Origin of the sequence: Paenibacillus sp. FSL H8-0168, from assembly GCF_038592955.1 — a bacterium.
GTDB lineage: Bacteria > Bacillota > Bacilli > Paenibacillales > Paenibacillaceae > Paenibacillus > Paenibacillus polymyxa_B.
This window is the reverse complement of record NZ_CP151948.1, coordinates 5,127,623-5,147,365: the sequence shown is the minus strand read 5'-3', so window position 1 is coordinate 5,147,365 and position 19,743 is coordinate 5,127,623. Positions and strand designations below refer to the sequence as shown.

The following is a 19,743-nucleotide window of genomic DNA, read 5'->3' as shown; positions in this document are numbered from 1 at the left end:
AGTCTCTGAGTAGGCTCTAAATTTTGGAGTTTTGAATGTTTAGGCTCGGGCTTGAAGAGGTAAATATATAAATCATGATTATATAGCATCATACGAAGTTCCGTGCCCGCGTGACAACCATTACAAGTTGAAGCGAAACCGTCTGTAGTTTTATCACATCTAAGGTTCATACAACATCTCTGAGGAAGTCATGAAGGGAGCTGGAACGCTTGAAGGTTAAGCAAAGTAGAGTTTTACGTACACGTGTGTATACATGGGCAGCAGGAGCTGCTTTGGCGGCATGTTTGATGGGTTATAGTGCTGCACCGTCCTATGCCTCCGAGGTGTCCGAGGCGTTTGCGCCCAAACAAGCCGAAATCGAAACAAGTGCAGCAATTGGCAGTATTAAGGATTTAGAAAACGCTCATGATTACATTCAACCCGCAGCGAATGGTGGGTTTTTAATGCTGAACGTCGAGGACGATACAGAAGCAAGTGTAGTACACGTCACATATGGCAAGCTGGACAGTTCTGTGGAGGCTATATGGAAACATCAGCAGGACCTGAACGTACAACCCGGAACAAGCAGCAGGGGAGTCCAGCGGGAGACGTCGGATGGTGGCTTGCTGTTTCTGATTGATTATACAAAACCGAACGGAATACGAGAGGTGCAGGCTTCACGATTGGACGAGGGTGGAAACACCTTGTGGTCCAAAACATTACCCACAGATGGCTTGATCTCTCATGGGCAGGATTCTCAGGTTGGTTTGGAGACACTGGAGGATGGCAGTTTCCTGGTCTCCTATCTAAACCTTGCGGAGCAGTCCTTCACTGTACTCAAATACACTGAAACTGGCGATCTACAATGGAATCGAACGACGGCCGGAGTGACCTCGGGTTGGCTGGTCGGCAGTCACAATGGATATTATGCGCTTTTGAACAGCTCAGATGGTCCCGTTGGGGTACAAGCAGATGTATATGGTCGCGATATTCGTGACATCCATCTGGACTTAGGATCAGGTAAAGAAATTGCCGCAGTACGTGAGTTGCCGAGCGGTCATATTGCTGTAACAGGGCTTAAAGGAAACAGCAAGCGTACACAGGTGCTTAGTAATGGTCTGCAATTATTTAGTAATACAGAGGACTATGCGGCTGACCGGGTGTATCTGCCTGAGGAGCAGTTGTATGTCCAGTTCAGTGATCAATATGATCCACTGGGTAAAACCACGAAGATGCATGGCATCACCATTACAGGCCTGAAAGGAAACGGTACGAAGGTGTGGGAAACGAGGACTCATTATAAGGAGGATAATTCCTTCGGCATCCGATACGATACGGGATTGATATACAAGATACCTTCAGGCTACGTGGTGGTGACATCTACAACAGGAGCTCATAAGCCAACAGTACTGGATTTTGCGAAAATATTGATACCGGAGTAATCCGGTGTCTTTTTTTGTGAAATTGAGGGAAAGGATATTGCGAGGTTGTATGACGATAAGAAACAGCCTGCTTGTATATGTGATACAAGCAGGCTGTTAATAGACTCTATATTTAGGATGCAACGTGGCTGGATTGTAAAATGGCAGACAGCTTTTCCTGGAAAGTCGGAATACCTACACGCTGTACATATGCGTAAAAGCTTTCGCCAGCGCTCCTATTTTCTTTGTAGAACAGAATGAGCTCTGCCAGTACAGGTCCAACCTGATCCCCGCGTACGCGACCTTTGAGCGCCTTGTTAAACTGGGCGCCTGCTCCAAGCGCTCCGCCGACAGCGATATCGAACGCGTCGACCAAGCCTTCCGGTGTCTTAATAAGCGAGCCTTGCAGACCAATGTCCGCAATATGCTTTTGACCGCAGGAATTCGGGCAACCGATAAAATGAATGCGCACTTTTTCATCCAATTGTACGTGCTGATCCAAATACTCGGCAACGTCAACCGCCCGTTTTTTGGTTTCCACTATCGCCAGATTGCAAAACTCATTTCCTGTGCACGATACTGTACGGCTCATAAAATGCTTGGGCTGTGGTGTCAGGCGTTGCAGCACGGGGGCTTCCAGTAGTTCATCCACTTGCTCATCCGGCACGCCGCTCAGCAAAATATTTTGCGACATCGTGGTACGAATCTGACCATCGCCATAGCGGTCAGCCAGGTCGGCCAGTTCATGTAACTCATCAGCACTAAGGCGACCGACAGGCACGTTCAGACCGACATAGTTCAGACCTTTTTGAGCTTGAGGATGCACACCGTCAAAATAGGCGGCTTGCCAGCCAATCGTTTTGTCCTCGCCTCGTCCGGGCATTTCACCGATGTACTCGGTGAGCTTAGCCAGAAATTTGTCTGGGCCCCAATCGGCAACGAGGAATTTCAAGCGGGCATGGTGCCGCTTTTCCCGATAGCCGTAATCACGGAAAATGGTGGTGACAGCAATAGCAACCTTCAGTACTTCCTCAGGACGAACAAACAAATCCAGAGACTGTGCCATATGTGGCTTGGCGGACAAACCTCCACCAACCATCACATGGAAGCCGATCACTTCTTTTCCGTCGAGGATCTTGGTGGCCGGAGTGAAGGACAGGTCGTTAATTTCAGCCTGTGCATTGTTGTACGTATTACCGGAGATAGACATTTTGTACTTACGTGGCAGATTGGAGAAGTCTCGATTTAATAAGAAAAAGCGGTTTACTTCATCTACAATCTCCTGGGTATCCACCAATTCATTGGGATCGATGCCAGCCAGCGGATTACCGACAATGGTACGCGGGCAGTCTCCACAGGCTTCAAAGGAATACAAATTGACTTTTTCCAGTCTTTCGAAAATATCGGGCAAGCTTTCGACCGTCAGCCAGTGAAATTGAATCGCCTGGCGAGTGGTGACATCCACAAGACCGCGTCCATATAGCGCGGATATGTCCGCCAATGCATGTGCCTGTGCTGAAGTCATGATCCCTGTGTTGATGCGGACCCGCATCATGAAATGACCATCCTTGGGCTTTTGCTGATATACCCCAGCCCATTTGAAACGGTCCATATCGTCCGCAGAGATCGAGTCATAGCCTTCGTTGGCATAGTTTTCAATAATGGTACGGATAACGTCGAGACCGTCCTTTTCCAGCTTGACTAACTCGAATTTGTTAAGCTTATCGGGATGAGCGTTCCAGATTGGTTCGTAGGCCATTCTTTTAACCTCCTGTAGGTGCTTATTTATACTTTAGTGTTTTGGATAGAGGATTCATGATTTTATTCTTTATTTCCGACAATAAAACTAAGATATAATGTGATGGTATCACAGTTGGTTATGCCCGTAAACGAAGGAATGACCTAAACGGTATAACGATTATTTATCGTTTTTGCTTATTTTTTTGATATAAGGATTTGGAAAATTTATAATATAAATAGCATGAGAGGACAGGGATGTAGCAAACGGCGCCTTTTAGAAAAAGATAGGGCTTAAAGCGATTGTATACGTGTCCCCTCTATGGTAGATTTGGACTAACTGATAGAACAGGGTCATGTAAGAGAGGAAATGGTGAGTATATGCGTAAGATGGGGAAAAGGGCAGTTGTTCTGGCTTTGGGCAGCGCTCTATGTATTTCTGGAACGGCAGGTGCAGCCAGCAGTGGGACTGCGTTAAAGGCCAAAGTCATTAATGGTGGGGTCTATGTTAATGTAAGCGATATGAATAAAGCATTAGGAACCAGCGGCGCATATAACAGCGCAAATGGTACATATACGTTATCGGCCGATCGTGTGCCGCAGGTGGTTAAAAATGTATCTCCTTCTGTGGTCGGTATCATTGGCCGTTCAGCCACGGGAGAGACCGTGGCAGGAGGAGATCGATACAACCTGGCTCACGGCACGGGTGTTATCATTCGTACCGATGGATGGATTGTGACGAATGCACATGTTATCGAAGGATTAGGTGATGCCGTGGTCGTAACCTCGGACGGAAAATCTTACGGAATCACCGACAGCTACAGCGATCCGATCAGTGATTTGGCATTAGTCAAAATCAAGGCAAGCGGCCTCAAACCCGCCACCTTGGCAGCTTCAACGAACAGTCTACAGGTAGGTGAGCAGGTAGTGGCTATTGGTACGCCTATATCCTTTTCACTTCGCAATTCGGCAACCTCAGGTGTTGTTAGCGGGCTGAACCGTGGTGTCAACGCTGCTTATCGTTTGATCCAAAGTGATACCGCGATCAATCCTGGTAACAGCGGCGGTCCGCTGGTCAATCTCAAGGGTGAGGTCATTGGAATCAATACGATGAAATTCTCGGCGGTCGGCATTGAAAATATGGGCTTTTCGATTCCGTCGGATACGGTGAAATATGTCATCGGCCAATTTTTCAAATACGGAGAGGTTCGGCGCGCCAGTCTTGGTCTGAGTCTGGAAGAGAGCTGGTCAGCTATCGTTGGATTACCTACCGAGGACCCTCTGAAAGTTACGAAAATTACCTCAGCCAATGCCATTCAGGCCAAAATCAAGGAAGGCGATGAGCTGTATAGCATTAACGGTAAGCGTGTGGCTTCGGCCATTGATGTCAATGAGCTGCTTAAAAACTATCAACCAGGTCAAACGGTGAGTGTACTAATGCAGTCGGACGGTGATATTGTGAAGCGCAAGCTAGTACTGACACAGGATAATGGTGAAATCTATGAGTCCATTCAGTCTGGAGAAGATGGTGAAGATTCGAACGGTTCGGAGGCCGCTGAAGATGGCGGCGTAGCGCTTCCTAAGGAAACATCGGAGCCAGCTCAAGGGGCAACTACTGGAAAGTGAACAATTACGGCACTTGAATCTATAAAATAAAGCTAAAGGGAGATTTACTGTGAAGCATATTCAAAGAAAAATGATGCGTAAGCTGGGGGTCGGCGCTGTCGCATTGTCCCTTCTGCTTTCCGCTTTGCCAGCAGTTGCAGCAGATCATGATAAAACCATGCTGGAATTGCGGTTGCAAAGCGGCAGCAATACAGCCATCGTGAACGGCCATAATGCCAATATTACGAAGCCATATTCAAAAAGTGGTGCACTGATGGTTCCAGCTGGTATTTTTAAAAAGGCATTTAACAGCAAAATTCGATTGGCTGAAGATAATGTGGTTAAAATCACTAGCGGAACTCATGTTGTATCGCTGACCATTGGTAGCCGTACTGCTTGGGTGAGAGGTCACAAGGTGACACTTCCAGCTCCACCGGAAATGTCATCAGGTATTCTCATGGTGCCTCTGCGTCAAGTAGCAGAAGGGCTTGGCGGTAAGTTGGAGAAGAACGGCGCCGGAATCATTATCCGGATGGAAGCACAAGAAGAGGCGGGCACGGTAGCTGAAGAGACACCGAACATTGATAATGATGAGGGCAAGACGCAGATCGGGAACAGTTACTATGGCTGGTCTATGAACTATCCAACAGGTCTCGTCATCGGTCAGGGAGGTGGAGATGAGAGTATCTCCACTTTTATGGATGAGAACAGTGCCTACTATATGGAGGTGCACACAGCGTCACAGCCGGTTCCACTGAATGCGGACGATCTGTTGCAACAATTAGTGCAGGCAGCCAAGGAAACGGGAGAAACTGTGATCGATCGAAAATCCTTCCCGAAAGCGAAGGTACCTTATGCTCGTGTCATTACGAAGGATGGGGACGGCGTACTGTGGGAAAATCGTCAGTACTATGATAACGGGCGATTGTATGTAGTTTATTTTTCCGATGCTAAAGCAACGAATTATAAAGATCTGGCTCAGTATGCGGGACTGTTAAATTCCTTCAAGACCTCTTTTAATGCGCAGGATAAAAGTATTAAAGACTTGTCCACTGTCGTAGGAGGCACACGCGAGGCCGGAAATCCAGACTACGGTGTGTCACTCAGCATACCCGCAGGCTGGAAAATGGACGATCAACGGATGCAATATGAAAGTAATGATGGATCGAGCTTCCGCATGAAAATAACCTCGGCTCCAGCGGATGGAAAGTTGGAGAACTGGGGCCAGCAACTGCAAAAATGGCTGAGCGATTCATTTGTGTCTACGGCTTATGAGGCACAGAAGACGTATCCGCTGGAGGTTGCAGGCGTTCAAGGATTAGTACAGGAGTACCGCTATAATTTTGGCGATGGATGGGTCAAAGAGTACAATGTGCTGATTCAGCAAAATGGATACCGCTATTTGGCTGAATACGCAGTGCCTGAAAAAGTAAGCAAAGGAAATGATCAGTTCAATGCGCTCATTTCCTCGCTTCAAATCGATTTTCAAACCGTAGCAAGTAACTTTGGACAGTTGGAAGAAGACGACTATTTGACGGACAAAACGAAAACGGTCAAAAAGACGTCAAAAGCCTATGAATATACGGTGAATATCCCACGATATTGGACCGCGATTAGCGATCAATTTGAATTGGGTGATGTAGAGTACCAGTTTACCGGAGGACGTTTTTCCATCAAAATCGACAACGACCAATCATTTGAACTAACGGTATCCCAGCTCAAGGACTTCTATGATAAGCAAGCAAAGAACTACAAAAACCTCAAAGTTGAGGAAGTTAAGGACGTAACGTTTGCTGGTGTTCCGGCAGTGTCCTTTACATTCCATCGTATAGAGGAAGGCATTGGCTACACGGGCCACCAATTGGTTTTGGAACGTGACGGAAAAACGTATACTGTGACAACAACATTAAATGATGCGAACAACACGGCTGTACAGTCTAACGCACTGGATTCGACGTTAAATTCGTTTAATTTTGTGAAGTAGAAGGTGTAGGTAAAAGATTAGCGAGGTTGTGGGGGAAGCGCTACGCGGGCCATTTGAGCCTACGAGCGCTGACGCTTCTTCGGATTCAAATGGCCCGCTTCACTGGCGCCCGCCAAATACCGCCAATCTTATAATGAGTGAAGTAAGCACTAGGGAAGTCTATACGGATTTCCCCGTATAGGAGGAATCCAAAATGATTACGCTAAAAGCAGTCGACAAACATAATTGGGAAGCATGTGCCGAACTTGAACCGACACCTGAGCAAAAAAGATTTATGGTATCTAACCTTTTTTCGATTGCGGAATGTCAGTTTTTAGATGGATTTTTATCTAAAGCAATTTATAATGATGACGAATTAATTGGTTTTACAATGTATGGTTTAGACCCGGATGACGGAAATTACTGGGTTTACCGATTTATGATTGACGAAAGATTTCAAGGTCAAGGTTATGGCTACAATGCGATGTTGCTGGTTATCGACGAAATAAGGAAAGCCAGTGATAGGACGGATGTTATCATGATTGGGTATAAACCAGACAATGAACTAGCTAGAAAGCTATACAGTAAATCAGGCTTCAGGGAGAAGGGAATATCACCCTGGGGAGAAATGCTTGCGAAGTATAGGTTTGCCTAGTTAATGATAGGATGACTCACCTCCAAAGCACCGCTTGACGGGATTGGAGGTGTTTTTAGTATTATTTTTTAAAGGAATCGCTTGGAAAGTGTAGAAGCTTAGGTCGCAGTCTGGTACACTAGATTAGTTACAAGATAAGAATGATTCTGCCGCAGATGTTTGTGATGCGGATTTTTTGAGTTGGATGTAATTCACGCGAGGAACCGATGGTTCAGTGTGTGGATGATCGGACAAGATGATAGAGACGGATAGGATTTAAAATATGATTCTTAGTAGGCTTCCATTCCCCTGACCATGATCAGCTTTGGAATGAGTCTATGGAACATCCATGAGATTACCAAGTAAGCAGCATAGCTGCCCTGAAAACAACGATTATTCCTCGGGGGATCATTCGTTTTCAGCATATGGGGAGGGCAATAATGAAATCAGCAGTACGAAGAGAAGATGTTGAGCTTCTGGCACCAGCCGGTGACTGGGATTGTATGCGTGCGGCGGTGGCAAACGGGGCTGATGCGATCTTTTTCGGGGTGGAAAAGTTCAACGCACGAGCACGGGCGAATAATTTCCGCATGGAGGAATTGCCTGAAATTATGGCGTTTTTGCATAGCTATGGGGTTAAAGGTTTTTTAACATTCAATATATTGGTATTTGAAAACGAGTTGGAGGACGCTAAGGAGCTGGTCGATGCCTGTATTGATGCTGGAGTCGATGCCTTAATTGTCCAGGATATGGGCCTGGTGAAAATGATCCGCGACATTTCACCGGATTTTCCGATTCATGGTTCTACCCAAATGACGATCACTTCGCCGGAAGCGGTAGAGTTTACAAAGCCGTACAATATGGAACGGGTCGTGCTTGGACGCGAAAACAACCTGAAACAGATCCAAAAGATAGGCGATCAGGCGAGACTTCCAATGGAGGTATTCGTACATGGAGCGTTATGCGTATCTTATTCTGGCCAATGCCTGACTTCAGAAATGTGGGGCGGCCGCTCTGCTAACCGTGGTGAGTGTGCACAGGCATGTCGTTTGCCTTACGATCTGATGGTGGATGGAGAGCAGAAACCAATGGCAGATGTGACGTATCTGCTGTCACCTAAGGATCTGGCAGCGATTGACTTGATGCCTGAACTGATCGACGCGGGTGTTGTTTCTTTTAAAATTGAAGGGCGACTGAAAACACCTGAATATGTGGCAAATGTGGTCAGCAAGTACCGCAAGGCCATTGATAAGTATTTTGATGGCGATACGTCCAAGACCAGCAAAGAAGATATCCGCGAGCTGCAGCAGAGCTTTTCACGCGGCTTTACGCACGGTTTTCTCGAAGGAACCAATAATAAGAAGCTGGTTGACGGTACGTTTCCGAAAAGCCGTGGGGTGTATCTGGGCCGAGTGGAACAAATCCTTCGTGATGGCGTAGTATGCCGTATTGATGCCCCGCTCAAGCGTGGCGATGGGATTGTATTCGATGCGGGAGATCCCACGCAAAAAGAAGAAGGCGGACGCGTATACGATATCCGCCGCAAAGGCGTGAAGATTGAAGGCGAAGCCGGAGAAGGCTGGATCATCGACATCGTAGCGGGACGCAACGATGTGGATCTGCGCCGTGTGCACGTGGGCGACCGCATTTGGAAGACCAACGACCCAGCGCTGGACAAACGTCTGCGCCAGTCGTACGACACGGACAAGCCGTACCGGGTCTTCCCGGTACATGTGCGGGTCAGCGGCTCCCCAGGGCAGCCGCTGTCGACATGGTGGACCGACGTGCAGAAAGGCACAACGGTCCGCGTGGACTCCGAGCTGGAACTCGAAATTGCCCAGAAGCGTCCGATGACGCATGAACTGCTCGAAGAGCAGTTCGGCCGACTGGGCGGAACGGTGTTCCAGCTGGAAGAACTGGACGTCCATCTGCATGGGGACGTCATCGTGCCGATGCGCGAGCTGAACGGTATCCGCCGTCAGGCGGTGGAACTGCTCGCGGGCGAGCGTCCCAAACCGCCCGTGTACACGAAACGGGCGGTCGAGGTGTATGACGATGCATCGGCTCCGGCATCGTCTGTGGCACGCGGTCAGGCAGAGCTGACCGCGTTGTGCCGCAGCCTCCCTCAGGTGGAGGCTGCGCTCGAGGCCGGCGTGGAATTCATCTACGCCGACTTCGAGTTCATCAAGCAATTCCCGGCAGCTGTAGAGGCTGTGCACGCTGCAGGCCGCCGAATTGCGCTGGCGACCCCGCGTATTCACATGCCGGGTGAAAATGGCTACCACAACAACATCCTGCGCTTGAAGCCGGATGCTGTGTTGGTACGCAATCCAGGGGCACTGTATTTCTACTTGCGACATCGGTTGGAGAACCCGGACGCACATCACCCGCAATTGATTGGTGACTTCTCGCTGAACATAGCCAACCATAAAGCGGCTGATCTGTTCCTGGATTCCGGCTGCGACCTGGTTACGCCTTCGTACGATCTGAACATTCAGCAAATGGTCGATATGCTCAGACGTACACGTACTGATAAGCTGGAGATCGTGATCCAGCAGCATATGCCAATGTTCCATACTGAACATTGCGTATACTGCACCTTTATGAGTGAAGGCACCGACTACACTAACTGTGGACGTCCATGTGAGGACCATCGCGCATCCCTGCGTGATCGAATTGGTATGTCTCATCCGGTCCGTGTGGACGAAGGCTGCCGCAACACGGTGTACAACGCGATTGAGCAATCCGGCGCGGAATATCTGTCCAACTTCCTGGGGCTGGGCGTGTCCCGTTACCGCGTGGAATTTTTGGAGGAGACACCGGAGCAAGTGCATGAGGTTATTGATCTCTATAACCGTGCCCTGCGCGGAGAAATCAGTGGAACACAAGTATGGAAGACGCTGAAAGCGACGAATCAGTTGGGTGTTACACGTGGGCAGCTGGTGAAGTAAAAGGATGCTATAGGTTATCACAGTTATTTATTTTGATATTTGAACGTAGAAAAAGAAAAAATAGGGTATGTGCTTTGAGAGCACATACCCTATTTTTATCAATAAGTCCATTTGAAATATTATGAATCTCGTATTGTTATACTTTCTGGACTTTCGTTTTTTTGGAAAAAACAATGAATTTTTGCCCGACATAATTAATTAAAGTATAGAAGATATTCCCGATTAGGATGGACAGATTGCCTAAAATTGCATTGTTTTTAATACTCAGACTTGAGATCAGGAAGTGGCTGATTAGATAGCTGAGACAATACGATAGTAAATAGCATATCAATATGATAAAGACAAACTTCCAAATGGTCTGTCCATGGCTTGCATTGTTTTTGAAAGTAAATCTTTTGTTTAAGAAATAGCTTACAGTGGCACCTACAGAATTACCAATAAAGGTCGATAACCAGTAGTTAGTCCCTAAAGTATTAAAGAGCAGGAACATGACGGACATGCCGCATATTGTATTTAGGACACCTACGACAAGAAAACGGAAAAAGCTATTCTGAAATAAAGTCAAATTAGTCACCTGTTCGCATCTGTTTATTGGACAGCCACAGCTTCCCTCTCACTATTTTTCACTTTTTTTGTGTTTTCAGTATCTAGGGTGCTCTGGGAATCTAATAGGGTCTCAATAATATATTTGGGTCTTTGTTTTACCTCTTTATATATTTTACCGATATATTCGCCAATGAGCCCCAGTGCTACAAGTTGCAGACCACCTATGAACCAGATGGACAACATTAAAGAAGACCAGCCCCAGACAGTGGTTCCAAGGAGCTTACTAATAATGGTATACACAGCTATTAATAAGCTTATGCCAAACATTGCAAAACCTACCGCTGAGATAAGCCGGATTGGGGTTATACTAAATGAAGTGATTCCATCGAAAGCAAAAGCGAGCATTTTCTTTAAAGGATATTTGGATTCTCCTGCAAAGCGTTCATGTCGATCGTAATAAACTTCAGTAGACTTATAACCTATTAACGGAACTAGACCACGTAAAAAGAGATTTACCTCTTTAAAGTTGCTTAATTCCTGGAGAACTCTTTTGCTCATTAAACGGTAATCCGCATGATTGTATACAATATTGACTCCCATTTTACTCATAACACGATAAAAGCCTTGGGCTGTTGAACGCTTGAAGAATGTGTCGGTGGTTCTACTTTTTCGAACCCCATATACGATGTCATAACCTTCTTTGAACTTTATTATAAATTCTCGGATGGCATTGAGATCATCCTGCAGGTCAGCGTCAACGGATATCACACAATCAGATGTCTCTTTAGCTTCCATTAACCCAGATAATAGGGCGTTTTGATGGCCGGCATTTTTCGCCAATTTGAGACCACTGACAAAAGGATTTTTTAGATTATATGATGCTATGATGTCCCATGTTTTATCACGGCTACCATCATCAACAAACAACATTTTACTATGTTTAGAAATGAGCTGGCTCTCTGCCAACTCCTCAAGAATGACCGTAAGTCTGCTTATAGTTTCAGGCAGTACCTCTTCTTCGTTATAACAGGGAATAACTAACGTTAAAACAGGGTTACTGATTATTGAATCCAAAGAACTCTCTCCTTAAATTTTGGCATATCTGGTACTCAAATTTCTATCCTTTTTAGTTTATAATATGGTTTACTTAAATTATATAACATTGCAATGACTAAGTGCTATAATAAACTATTAGCAATTTACAAACGTTAATCGAATTATTGAATAATTTAGTAAGTTTTGTTGAAAAGGAGTTTTAACCTATGAAAATCCGTAAAGCGATTATTCCTGCTGCGGGATTAGGAACCCGGTTCCTTCCTGCTACGAAAGCCATGCCTAAAGAGATGCTTCCCATTGTAGACAAACCAACAATTCAATATATTATTGAAGAGGCTGTTGCATCTGGTATAGAGGATATCATTATCGTTACTGGTAAAGGCAAAAGGGCGATTGAGGATCATTTTGACTACTCCTTTGAGCTGGAGCATAATTTGACTGCGAAGGAAAAATGGGATCTGCTCAATGAAGTGCGTAAACCATCGGAGATGGCAGATATCCACTATATTCGTCAAAAGGAACCTAAAGGGTTGGGGCATGCCATCTGGTGTGCACGTAAGTTTATCGGTGACGAACCTTTTGCCGTCCTTTTAGGGGATGACATCGTTGAGTCTGAGAATCCGTGCCTCAAACAGATGATAGACGTGTTCGATGAGTATCAGCGTTCTGTTGTAGGTGTAAAACAAGTGGATTGGAACGAGGTACATCGTTACGGCATAGTTGAAGGTCATGCAATTACTTCCAAAATCTCTGAGGCGGAACGATTGGTAGAAAAGCCAAAGAAGGAAGAAGCAACCTCCAACTTGGCGATCATGGGACGTTATATCCTGACGCCCGATATTTTTGATATACTAGGTCAACAATCCGCAGGAGTAGGCGGTGAAATTCAGTTGACGGACGCATTGTCCAAACTGGGAGAGAAGAATCCGATCCTGGCCTACGAATTTGACGGGAATCGCCATGACGTTGGCGAGAAATTGGGATTCATTGAAACTACTATTCATTATGCTCTGCAGCATAGCGAAATCAAGGATGAAGTTCTGGCTTATATGAGACAGGTTATTGAAAAGATTGACCAACAAAAATAAACACCTCACCAAACCTCTCTTTCTCAAAATAAAAAAGAGACTATCGAATGATATAACATCATCTGATAGTCTCTTTTTGTGTTACTATTTCTCCGATTTCAACTGAGCAATTTGCTCTTTCTCCTTCGGATCAGCTTTTATTAGTTTATCGTACAATGCTTTGTCATCCTGCCCTTGCTTTTGCAGAGCGACGATATAATATCGAGCAATCTCACGATTTGTAGCGTCGCTCAGGTCGTCTTTCAAGCCGTTTTTGAGGATGCTTGCAGCCTCTGCAGGCTTGCCTGACATGAATTCAATTTTGCCAGTGCTGAGCGCAATACCTGGAGTTACCTCAAAAGTACGTGTCAACTGAATTTCAGGTGGAACCGTTTTAATATGAGCTACCCCATCCAGAACCTGCTGGTAAGCAGCAAGGCCTGCTTGGAAATATTTCTGCTCCTTGGCGGTGTCCTTCTGTTCACGTGCCTTATCACCAATAGAGTAAGCTTGAGTAATCAACATGTTGTACCAGTCATTGTCCCATTTGAAGTTGGAAATGTTATTTTCCAAAATACTGAAGGCTTGCTCATGCTCACCTTTTGCTTTTAAAAGGTTAACTTTGGAGTTATACATGATTTTATTATACGGTTCTGCCTTCAGGCCCGTATTAAGTACCTCTATTGCAGCATTATAAAATTCCTCTTTTTTCGTTTGATCATACACATTCTTGTACAGTGCAGCCAATCTTATAACCGAATCTGGGTGCGTAGGACGAAGTTCAAGATCCTTATTAATGGCACTTTGGATTTCCTCAAAAGATGTGCTGACCGCCATGATCTGTTTGGCAGATGTGGCAGCATTGGCCGATTGCACGAAGCGGAGACCTGCAAAAAGCACCACAATGCTTAGAATGCCGATGACTGCACTATACATGATTCGGAAACCAGAAGTACTCATGGACAAGCGTCTAAGAGGTTTGCTGTCCATAGCAGCGGCCATACCACCAAGACTCATAAATATCAGTATGCCCATGAACACGTAGCTCAGATTAAAGTCCAGCAAGCTATGAAGTAAGATCGAGAGCGCCAAAATGAGATACAGAAAGTGAGAATCCCGTTCTTCATCATTTTGTCTAATATAGTTACGGATATATTTGTAGAAAATAAATAAGATAAATGACATGAAAATTACAAAACCGAGAATACCAACTTCAACCAGGTACTGCATGAAGAAGTTATGGGCCTGACGGCTTGTGTAAGGATAGTCTTGGTATTTCTCATATAAAGTAGCCCAACCGCCGCCGCCGGTGCCAATAACAGGATGATCTTTAATCGATTTGGCAGCATCCTGATAGAATACAAGTCGTTCTAGTACACTATGCTGCCGGAAATTGATATTTTCAAACCGGACCTGGACGTTTTCTGGTAGTACGCTGCGCAGGCCAGTTCCAATAAACAGAAAAGCCAGCAAGCCAATCACGACAACTGATCCGACAGGCAGCCACAGGTTGGATAACTTACGGGAAGTCCAGCCTGTGAGGGCACTTTCCAACTTCGGCGCCAGATAACGTTCAACAAGCCACAGTACAACAGCTACAGCAAGGGAGACTCCAATAAGTAATCCCCAAGCCTTGGCAGCCTCTCCGCCGTTGTAGGTCTTATTGAGTTGTAATCCCATATTTGTAATCGGCGACAAGATAGATATTGACGCTACACCAGCAATGGCGCAATGCAAAATCCATATAATTTGGCGTGCAGGTTTAAGGAAAAGCAAGAGCAGGACGAACACGACTGGCAGCATAACCAGACCGCCCCGTGATAAGGTCAGGAACAGCGAGACCAGAATGGGCACCAACATGAAACCATGAGTAGCTTTGCCATACCATGATTTTGATTTCATTAAACAAAAAACGGCAGCGAATAGAAAAGCCATTAGAAAGGCCGCATATGTATTCGCATATTGAAACACGGATGTCAGCCGGAGACCATTTGTATCTGTCATAACTGCATTGGTATAACGATACTGATATACATATTGGGTAAACCAGCCTACCATCTTGCCAGCAATTACCCACTGTCCGAACCAGTTAATAAAGCCAAAGCCTACAATGACATAAGCAACAGTCATAATCAGATTGTGAATAATCTTATTGCCTAAGCGATCCTGGAGTAGATAGATTGAGATGATAAACAGAGCGGCATATATGCACTGTACCACCACCATATTCATGGCCAGGTAATGCGAAGCTGCTGAAGTCAGTGAAAGCACATAAGACAGGGGAAGCAGCAGTACTAATACAGCCAGCCAATCCCTTTGCTCTTCCAGCTTGAATTTTTTATAATAAGATACGATTGCCAGGATCAACAGAATCGAGGCGATGATAACAGCCCAATAGAGAGGCTTTTCAAAATCGAGCATTTGCCCATTAAAAAGTGCAGCCTGGAAGGGAGCCCAAGCTAAAAACAAAATCATGCCAACAATTAACACCCAAAACATAGCCGGCCTTTTATCGTCACGGGTCGACGTTTTGGCCTGTTTCCCGTATACTGGATTCGACAAGGTTTACAATCTCCTTTTCTTGTAGATACGTCAACATTTTAGCATATCGTAGCTGTTAGAGCCATATCGCAACAAAGAATCTACCAATTTTTTACACTGCTTGATTGTAAGAGACTTACCAAACCATGTTTAAGGTCGTGACACACTCGTATGAATTTAACTGAAAACTTATCAAAAAATTTAAAGTTACTCTGGGAATTGTCTAAAAAAGATATTAAATCTAGATACCTTGGTTCGTTTATGGGGGTACTCTGGGCTTTTATACATCCTATGGTATCTATACTTGTTTATTGGGTCGTATTTCAGGTTGGTTTTAAAAATGTACCTATTGGAGATACTCCCTTTATACTTTGGTTATTAACAGGAATGGTGCCTTGGTTATTCTTTTCTGAAAGCTTAGCAACTGCAACCAATAGTATTATAGAAAACAATTATTTGGTAAAGAAGATTGTTTTCCGAGTTGGTTTGCTGCCGATGGTGAAAATTTTGTCTGCTCTTTTTGTACATGTATTTTTTATCATTGTTCTTTTCATTATGTTTAAAATATACAATGTTGAATTTACGATTTATAACATTCAAATCCTTTATTATTTATTAGCCACGATTTTTCTTTCCTTGTCCATTTCTTACATAACAGCGACATTAGTTGTTTTTGTAAAGGATGTTGGTCAAGTTGTTGCGGTATTTATTCAGCTATTCTTTTGGCTTACGCCGATCTTTTGGAATTTAAATATTGTTGAAGATAAGTATCAGTTTTTCTTTAAACTAAATCCTGTTTTTTATATCGTCGAAGGATATCGTGATACTTTTATTGATCACAAATGGTTCTGGGAGCATCCATCAATGACGATCTACTTTTGGGCTATTGTGATTATCGCAGGTACTATAGGAATCAAAATTTTCAAGAAAATGAAATCTCATTTTGCAGATGTATTGTGAGGAGAAAATGATGAATCAAACAGAATCAGTTGCTGTGGAAGTTAATAATGTCACTAAAATATATAAAATATATGATAATCCCAATGAGCGATTAAAAGAGGCCGTTCATCCCTTTAAAAAAAAGTATCATTCTGAATTTAAGGCCATCAGTGACCTGTCCTTTTCCATAAATAAAGGACAAGCGATTGGTATTATTGGTAAAAATGGTTCTGGAAAATCGACTCTTTTAAAGATGATCACAGGCGTGATTACTCCCACCAATGGAAGCATTAAAGTGAATGGGAAAGTTGCTGCTCTTTTGGAATTGGGCGCGGGTTTTAATCCGGATCTAACAGGAATGGAAAACATATACTTGAACGGAACCCTTATGGGGTATAGCAAAATAGAGATGGATGGTAAACTTGAATCTATTGTATCCTTCGCGGATATTGGGGACTTCATTAATCAACCAGTCAAAATGTACTCCAGTGGTATGTTTGCCCGTTTAGCCTTTGCAGTAGCTATCAATGTTGATCCAGATATTTTGATTGTGGATGAGGCCTTGTCTGTTGGAGATATTTATTTTCAGGCAAAATGTATTACCAAAATGAAGGAGCTCTCCAAAAAAAGTACGGTTTTATTTGTCTCACATTCCATGGATACCATTAAAAGTTTTTGTGATACAGCGCTGCTGATTGATAAAGGACACATGGTCGAAATTGGTCCAGTGAAACGTGTAGCACAAATTTATGAAAACATTGTTAACCAGGAAATTGCAGATATGAAACGTGTTCAATCCTTGGATGTATTTGTTAATTCTGAAACAGATAAAAAGAGTTCGCTGTTGCTATTAGAAGAGGACCCTGCTTTTGCAAAACGTGCCAATGAGTTTCGTTCTGGAACGGGAGATGCGCGCTTTATAAGAGCGGACTTGTTAGTCAATGGAGAAGTTGTTAACCAGGTCCCTTTTGGCGAAATGGTTACTTTGCGTTTATTGGCACAATATTATAAAGATATAGATTCTGAGGGAACCATTGGCTACATGGTTAGAAACCATACTGGTGTCGATGTGTTTGGCATGAATATCTATAATAAAGCAAAATTAGTTCCGAAAATGCAAGCGGGAGGCATTCTGGAGGTTAACTTTAATTTCCGTAATCTGTTATCTGAAAGTGGTAAATACACCATTTCTATTGGTTTGAAGCCTAAGCCTTTTGAGCCTCTTTATTTGGATAGCGTAAGTATAGCAGCTGTTTTTGAGGTTCCTAAGCCAGAGAATAATTACGTACCAGGATTAATATTTGTAGATAACACAATAGATTTGCAAGTCATTAATTAAGGCTGGTGATAAAATGTGTGGGATTTTGTTTTCTAATGTAGCCATAAATAAAGAAGTATTTCTTAATTCTTTAAATATAATGAAACACCGGGGGCCTACGGCCCCACTTTGTGTATATCAGAGTGAAAACTTTATGCTGGGGCATAACAGATTAAGTATCTTAGATTTGGATCGGAGAAGTGATCAGCCCTTTTTCTCTGATGACGGAAGATATGTGATTATATTTAACGGAGAGATTTATAATTATAAAGAATTAGCCTCCAATTATTCAATTCGAATGAGAACAAACTCAGATACTGAACTTTTATTGAAGCTTTATATTCAATATGGTCCCCAAATGTTGAATTGGCTTAATGGAATGTTCAGTTTTATTGTTTTAGACGTCCAGCAGAAATCATTTTTTGTAGCACGAGATCGTATGGGAGTAAAACCGCTTTATTACAACAGATATGGGGAAGAGTTCATTTTCAGTTCTGAAATTGCTCCATTGCTCCCATTAGTCCACAACATTTCTATAGATCAAGAAGCCGTAAGACAATATAAAAAGATGAGATGCTTTTTTAATGATCGTACTATCTATAATGAAATAAAAGAGTTTCCACCAGGATATTATTACGAGAATGGCGAATTTATTAAATATTGGGAAATTGATTACTCTGAAAAAGAACCTCCTTCCGATGAGGAACTTGAGTTTCTAATTCGCTCTGCAGTAGAGTACCGTAAGATCGCAGATGTTGAAATTGGAAGTTACCTAAGCGGGGGATTGGACAGCACGATTATTACCGCACTTGCCAAAGTAGAGCATACTTGGACTGTTGGTTTTGAAGATTATAATGAGTTTCAGTGGTCTGAAATCGCAGCAACAAGATACAATACCATTCATCATCCGATATTGTTTGAACCTGATCACTTTTTATCATTAGCTCGAGAGCTTATAACTGTAAAAAAAGAGCCTCTGTCTGTGCCCAACGAAGTGTTACTGTATCATATGACTCAGCAAGCATCTGCTAAAAATACAGTCATATTAAGCGGAGAAGGCGCTGATGAGCTTTTCTTTGGGTATGACCGTATTTTCAGATGGGCTAGTAGCGCTACAGACTTTGATATCCGAGCCTTTAGTGAACTCTACACCTACGGATCTGAAGATGATATAGAGATTGTAGAAGACGCTTTAGCACCTTTCATGAAGTTAAAGTCACCTCAAAAAATCGTAGCTGCATTCTTCCAGCAAGCCCACTTGAGAGGGTTACTTAAAAGGCTGGATAGTGCCTCAATGTTAAATTCCGTAGAAGCAAGATCCCCTTTCTTGGACTATAGATTAATTGAAAGGCTTGCAGGTGTAAACTCTATGTACAAAATGAAGGATGGGGTTGTTAAGGCTCCTCTCAAGAGAATTTTTAAAGATATTGTCCCTGCAGAGATTGTAAACAGAAAAAAGGTGGGTTTTCCTGTTCAACTTGAAAGAGTCCTATCTTCTGAGAAAATTGAAGGGAAAACGACATTCGACAAATGGTTTAACTTCAATTTAACTACGTTAGGAGAAATCTTATGATTATCGGCTATACTTCCGGAGTCTTCGATTTATTTCATATTGGGCATTTGAATTTGTTGAGAAATGCTAAATCACTATGTGATAAACTCATTGTTGGCGTGACAACAGATGAGTTAGTTTCCTATAAGTATAAAAAAGCAGTAATTCCTTTTGAGGAAAGAATTGAGATTGTCAGAAACATCAGCTTTGTTGATACTGTAATTCCTCAGGACTCCATGGATAAATTTGAGGTTTGGCAAAAATTAAAATATGACGTAATGTTCGTTGGTGATGATTGGTTTCAAAATGAACGTTGGGACCAGTATGAGTTGCAGTTTAAGGAAGTTGGAGTGAAAATTATTTATTTTCCCTATACGAAGAGTACATCATCGACTTTACTGAATGAGACATTACTGAAATTAAGAAAATAAGTA

14 protein-coding genes are annotated in these 19,743 nt (G+C 43.6%); 10 read left to right on the top strand and 4 right to left on the bottom strand.

What is annotated here, in order from left to right; genetic code table 11:
* The first annotated feature begins 209 nt into the window (after positions 1–209).
* A complete protein-coding gene (locus MHI21_RS22830; protein WP_165177611.1) occupies positions 210–1,421 on the top strand; it encodes a hypothetical protein in 1,212 nt (403 codons plus the stop codon).
* A 112-nt stretch (positions 1,422–1,533) separates the two neighbouring features.
* Here the strand turns inward: MHI21_RS22830 and MHI21_RS22825 are convergent, their stop codons facing one another.
* The gene (locus MHI21_RS22825) at positions 1,534–3,159 is read right to left on the bottom strand and encodes a nitrite/sulfite reductase (protein WP_165177609.1); all 1,626 of its coding nucleotides are present in this window, start codon (positions 3,157–3,159) and stop codon (positions 1,534–1,536) included.
* Positions 3,160–3,518: 359 nt separating this feature from the next.
* Here MHI21_RS22825 and MHI21_RS22820 point away from each other — a divergent pair, with 359 nt between their 5' ends.
* The 4 genes from MHI21_RS22820 to MHI21_RS22805 all read left to right on the top strand — a co-directional run bounded on the left by MHI21_RS22820 (position 3,519) and on the right by MHI21_RS22805 (position 10,290).
* The gene (locus tag MHI21_RS22820) at positions 3,519–4,763 is read left to right on the top strand and encodes a trypsin-like peptidase domain-containing protein (RefSeq protein WP_053326213.1); all 1,245 of its coding nucleotides are present in this window, start codon (positions 3,519–3,521) and stop codon (positions 4,761–4,763) included.
* Positions 4,764–4,812: 49 nt separating this feature from the next.
* On the top strand, positions 4,813–6,726 hold the full coding sequence (locus tag MHI21_RS22815) for a stalk domain-containing protein (RefSeq protein ID WP_103047476.1): 1,914 nt from the start codon (positions 4,813–4,815) through the stop codon (positions 6,724–6,726).
* A gap of 193 nt (positions 6,727–6,919) precedes the next feature.
* Positions 6,920–7,360, top strand: a complete 441-nt coding sequence (locus tag MHI21_RS22810) for a GNAT family N-acetyltransferase (protein ID WP_165177605.1) — start codon at positions 6,920–6,922, stop codon at positions 7,358–7,360.
* Between the two features lie 419 nt (positions 7,361–7,779).
* Complete coding sequence (locus tag MHI21_RS22805; protein ID WP_342418948.1) at positions 7,780–10,290, top strand: DUF3656 domain-containing protein; 2,511 nt, start codon at positions 7,780–7,782, stop codon at positions 10,288–10,290.
* A 136-nt stretch (positions 10,291–10,426) separates the two neighbouring features.
* Here the strand turns inward: MHI21_RS22805 and MHI21_RS22800 are convergent, their stop codons facing one another.
* Together MHI21_RS22800 and MHI21_RS22795 are read right to left on the bottom strand one after the other, a co-directional pair.
* A complete protein-coding gene (locus MHI21_RS22800) occupies positions 10,427–10,864 on the bottom strand; it encodes a GtrA family protein (RefSeq protein ID WP_257785374.1) in 438 nt (145 codons plus the stop codon).
* 14 nt (positions 10,865–10,878) lie between these two features.
* Positions 10,879–11,910, bottom strand: coding sequence for a glycosyltransferase family 2 protein (locus MHI21_RS22795; RefSeq protein ID WP_076294076.1), 1,032 nt, complete (start codon positions 11,908–11,910; stop codon positions 10,879–10,881).
* 188 nt (positions 11,911–12,098) lie between these two features.
* Between MHI21_RS22795 and galU the strand changes: the two genes are divergently transcribed.
* Positions 12,099–12,980 carry a UTP--glucose-1-phosphate uridylyltransferase GalU gene (gene galU, locus MHI21_RS22790; protein WP_342418947.1) on the top strand — a complete coding sequence of 294 codons (882 nt, stop codon included), beginning with the start codon at positions 12,099–12,101 and terminating at the stop codon, positions 12,978–12,980.
* An 84-nt stretch (positions 12,981–13,064) separates the two neighbouring features.
* On the opposite strand, the gene MHI21_RS22785 is transcribed toward galU, so the two are convergent.
* Positions 13,065–15,521 carry an O-antigen ligase family protein gene (locus MHI21_RS22785; RefSeq protein WP_342418946.1) on the bottom strand — a complete coding sequence of 819 codons (2,457 nt, stop codon included), beginning with the start codon at positions 15,519–15,521 and terminating at the stop codon, positions 13,065–13,067.
* A 150-nt stretch (positions 15,522–15,671) separates the two neighbouring features.
* Between MHI21_RS22785 and MHI21_RS22780 the strand changes: the two genes are divergently transcribed.
* Genes MHI21_RS22780 through MHI21_RS22765 form a run of 4 tightly spaced genes read left to right on the top strand, consistent with a single transcriptional unit; the run spans position 15,672 to position 19,740 of the window.
* Positions 15,672–16,460, top strand: a complete 789-nt coding sequence (locus MHI21_RS22780) for an ABC transporter permease (RefSeq protein ID WP_235306448.1) — start codon at positions 15,672–15,674, stop codon at positions 16,458–16,460.
* 10 nt (positions 16,461–16,470) lie between these two features.
* Entirely contained in the window at positions 16,471–17,778 is a 1,308-nt protein-coding gene (locus MHI21_RS22775) for an ABC transporter ATP-binding protein (RefSeq protein WP_028542103.1), read from the top strand.
* A gap of 13 nt (positions 17,779–17,791) precedes the next feature.
* On the top strand, positions 17,792–19,330 hold the full coding sequence (asnB, locus tag MHI21_RS22770; protein ID WP_341162961.1) for an asparagine synthase (glutamine-hydrolyzing): 1,539 nt from the start codon (positions 17,792–17,794) through the stop codon (positions 19,328–19,330).
* Positions 19,327–19,740 (top strand): adenylyltransferase/cytidyltransferase family protein, encoded by a 414-nt coding sequence (locus tag MHI21_RS22765; RefSeq protein ID WP_013312205.1) that lies wholly within the window; start codon positions 19,327–19,329, stop codon positions 19,738–19,740. Before asnB ends, MHI21_RS22765 begins: the two co-directional genes overlap by 4 nt.
* Positions 19,741–19,743: the final 3 nt, after the last annotated feature.

What these genes read in the sequence shown, in the direction of transcription:
- MHI21_RS22820 (WP_053326213.1), top strand. Translation starts at nt 3,519, where the DNA reads ATGCGTAAGATGGGGAAAAGGGCAGTTGTTCTGGCTTTGGGCAGCGCT.
- asnB (WP_341162961.1), top strand. Translation starts at nt 17,792, where the DNA reads ATGTGTGGGATTTTGTTTTCTAATGTAGCCATAAATAAAGAAGTATTT.
- MHI21_RS22775 (WP_028542103.1), top strand. Translation starts at nt 16,471, where the DNA reads ATGAATCAAACAGAATCAGTTGCTGTGGAAGTTAATAATGTCACTAAA.
- MHI21_RS22810 (WP_165177605.1), top strand. Translation starts at nt 6,920, where the DNA reads ATGATTACGCTAAAAGCAGTCGACAAACATAATTGGGAAGCATGTGCC.
- MHI21_RS22765 (WP_013312205.1), top strand. Translation starts at nt 19,327, where the DNA reads ATGATTATCGGCTATACTTCCGGAGTCTTCGATTTATTTCATATTGGG.
- MHI21_RS22825 (WP_165177609.1), bottom strand. Translation starts at nt 3,159, where the DNA reads ATGGCCTACGAACCAATCTGGAACGCTCATCCCGATAAGCTTAACAAA.
- galU (WP_342418947.1), top strand. Translation starts at nt 12,099, where the DNA reads ATGAAAATCCGTAAAGCGATTATTCCTGCTGCGGGATTAGGAACCCGG.
- MHI21_RS22805 (WP_342418948.1), top strand. Translation starts at nt 7,780, where the DNA reads ATGAAATCAGCAGTACGAAGAGAAGATGTTGAGCTTCTGGCACCAGCC.
- MHI21_RS22780 (WP_235306448.1), top strand. Translation starts at nt 15,672, where the DNA reads ATGAATTTAACTGAAAACTTATCAAAAAATTTAAAGTTACTCTGGGAA.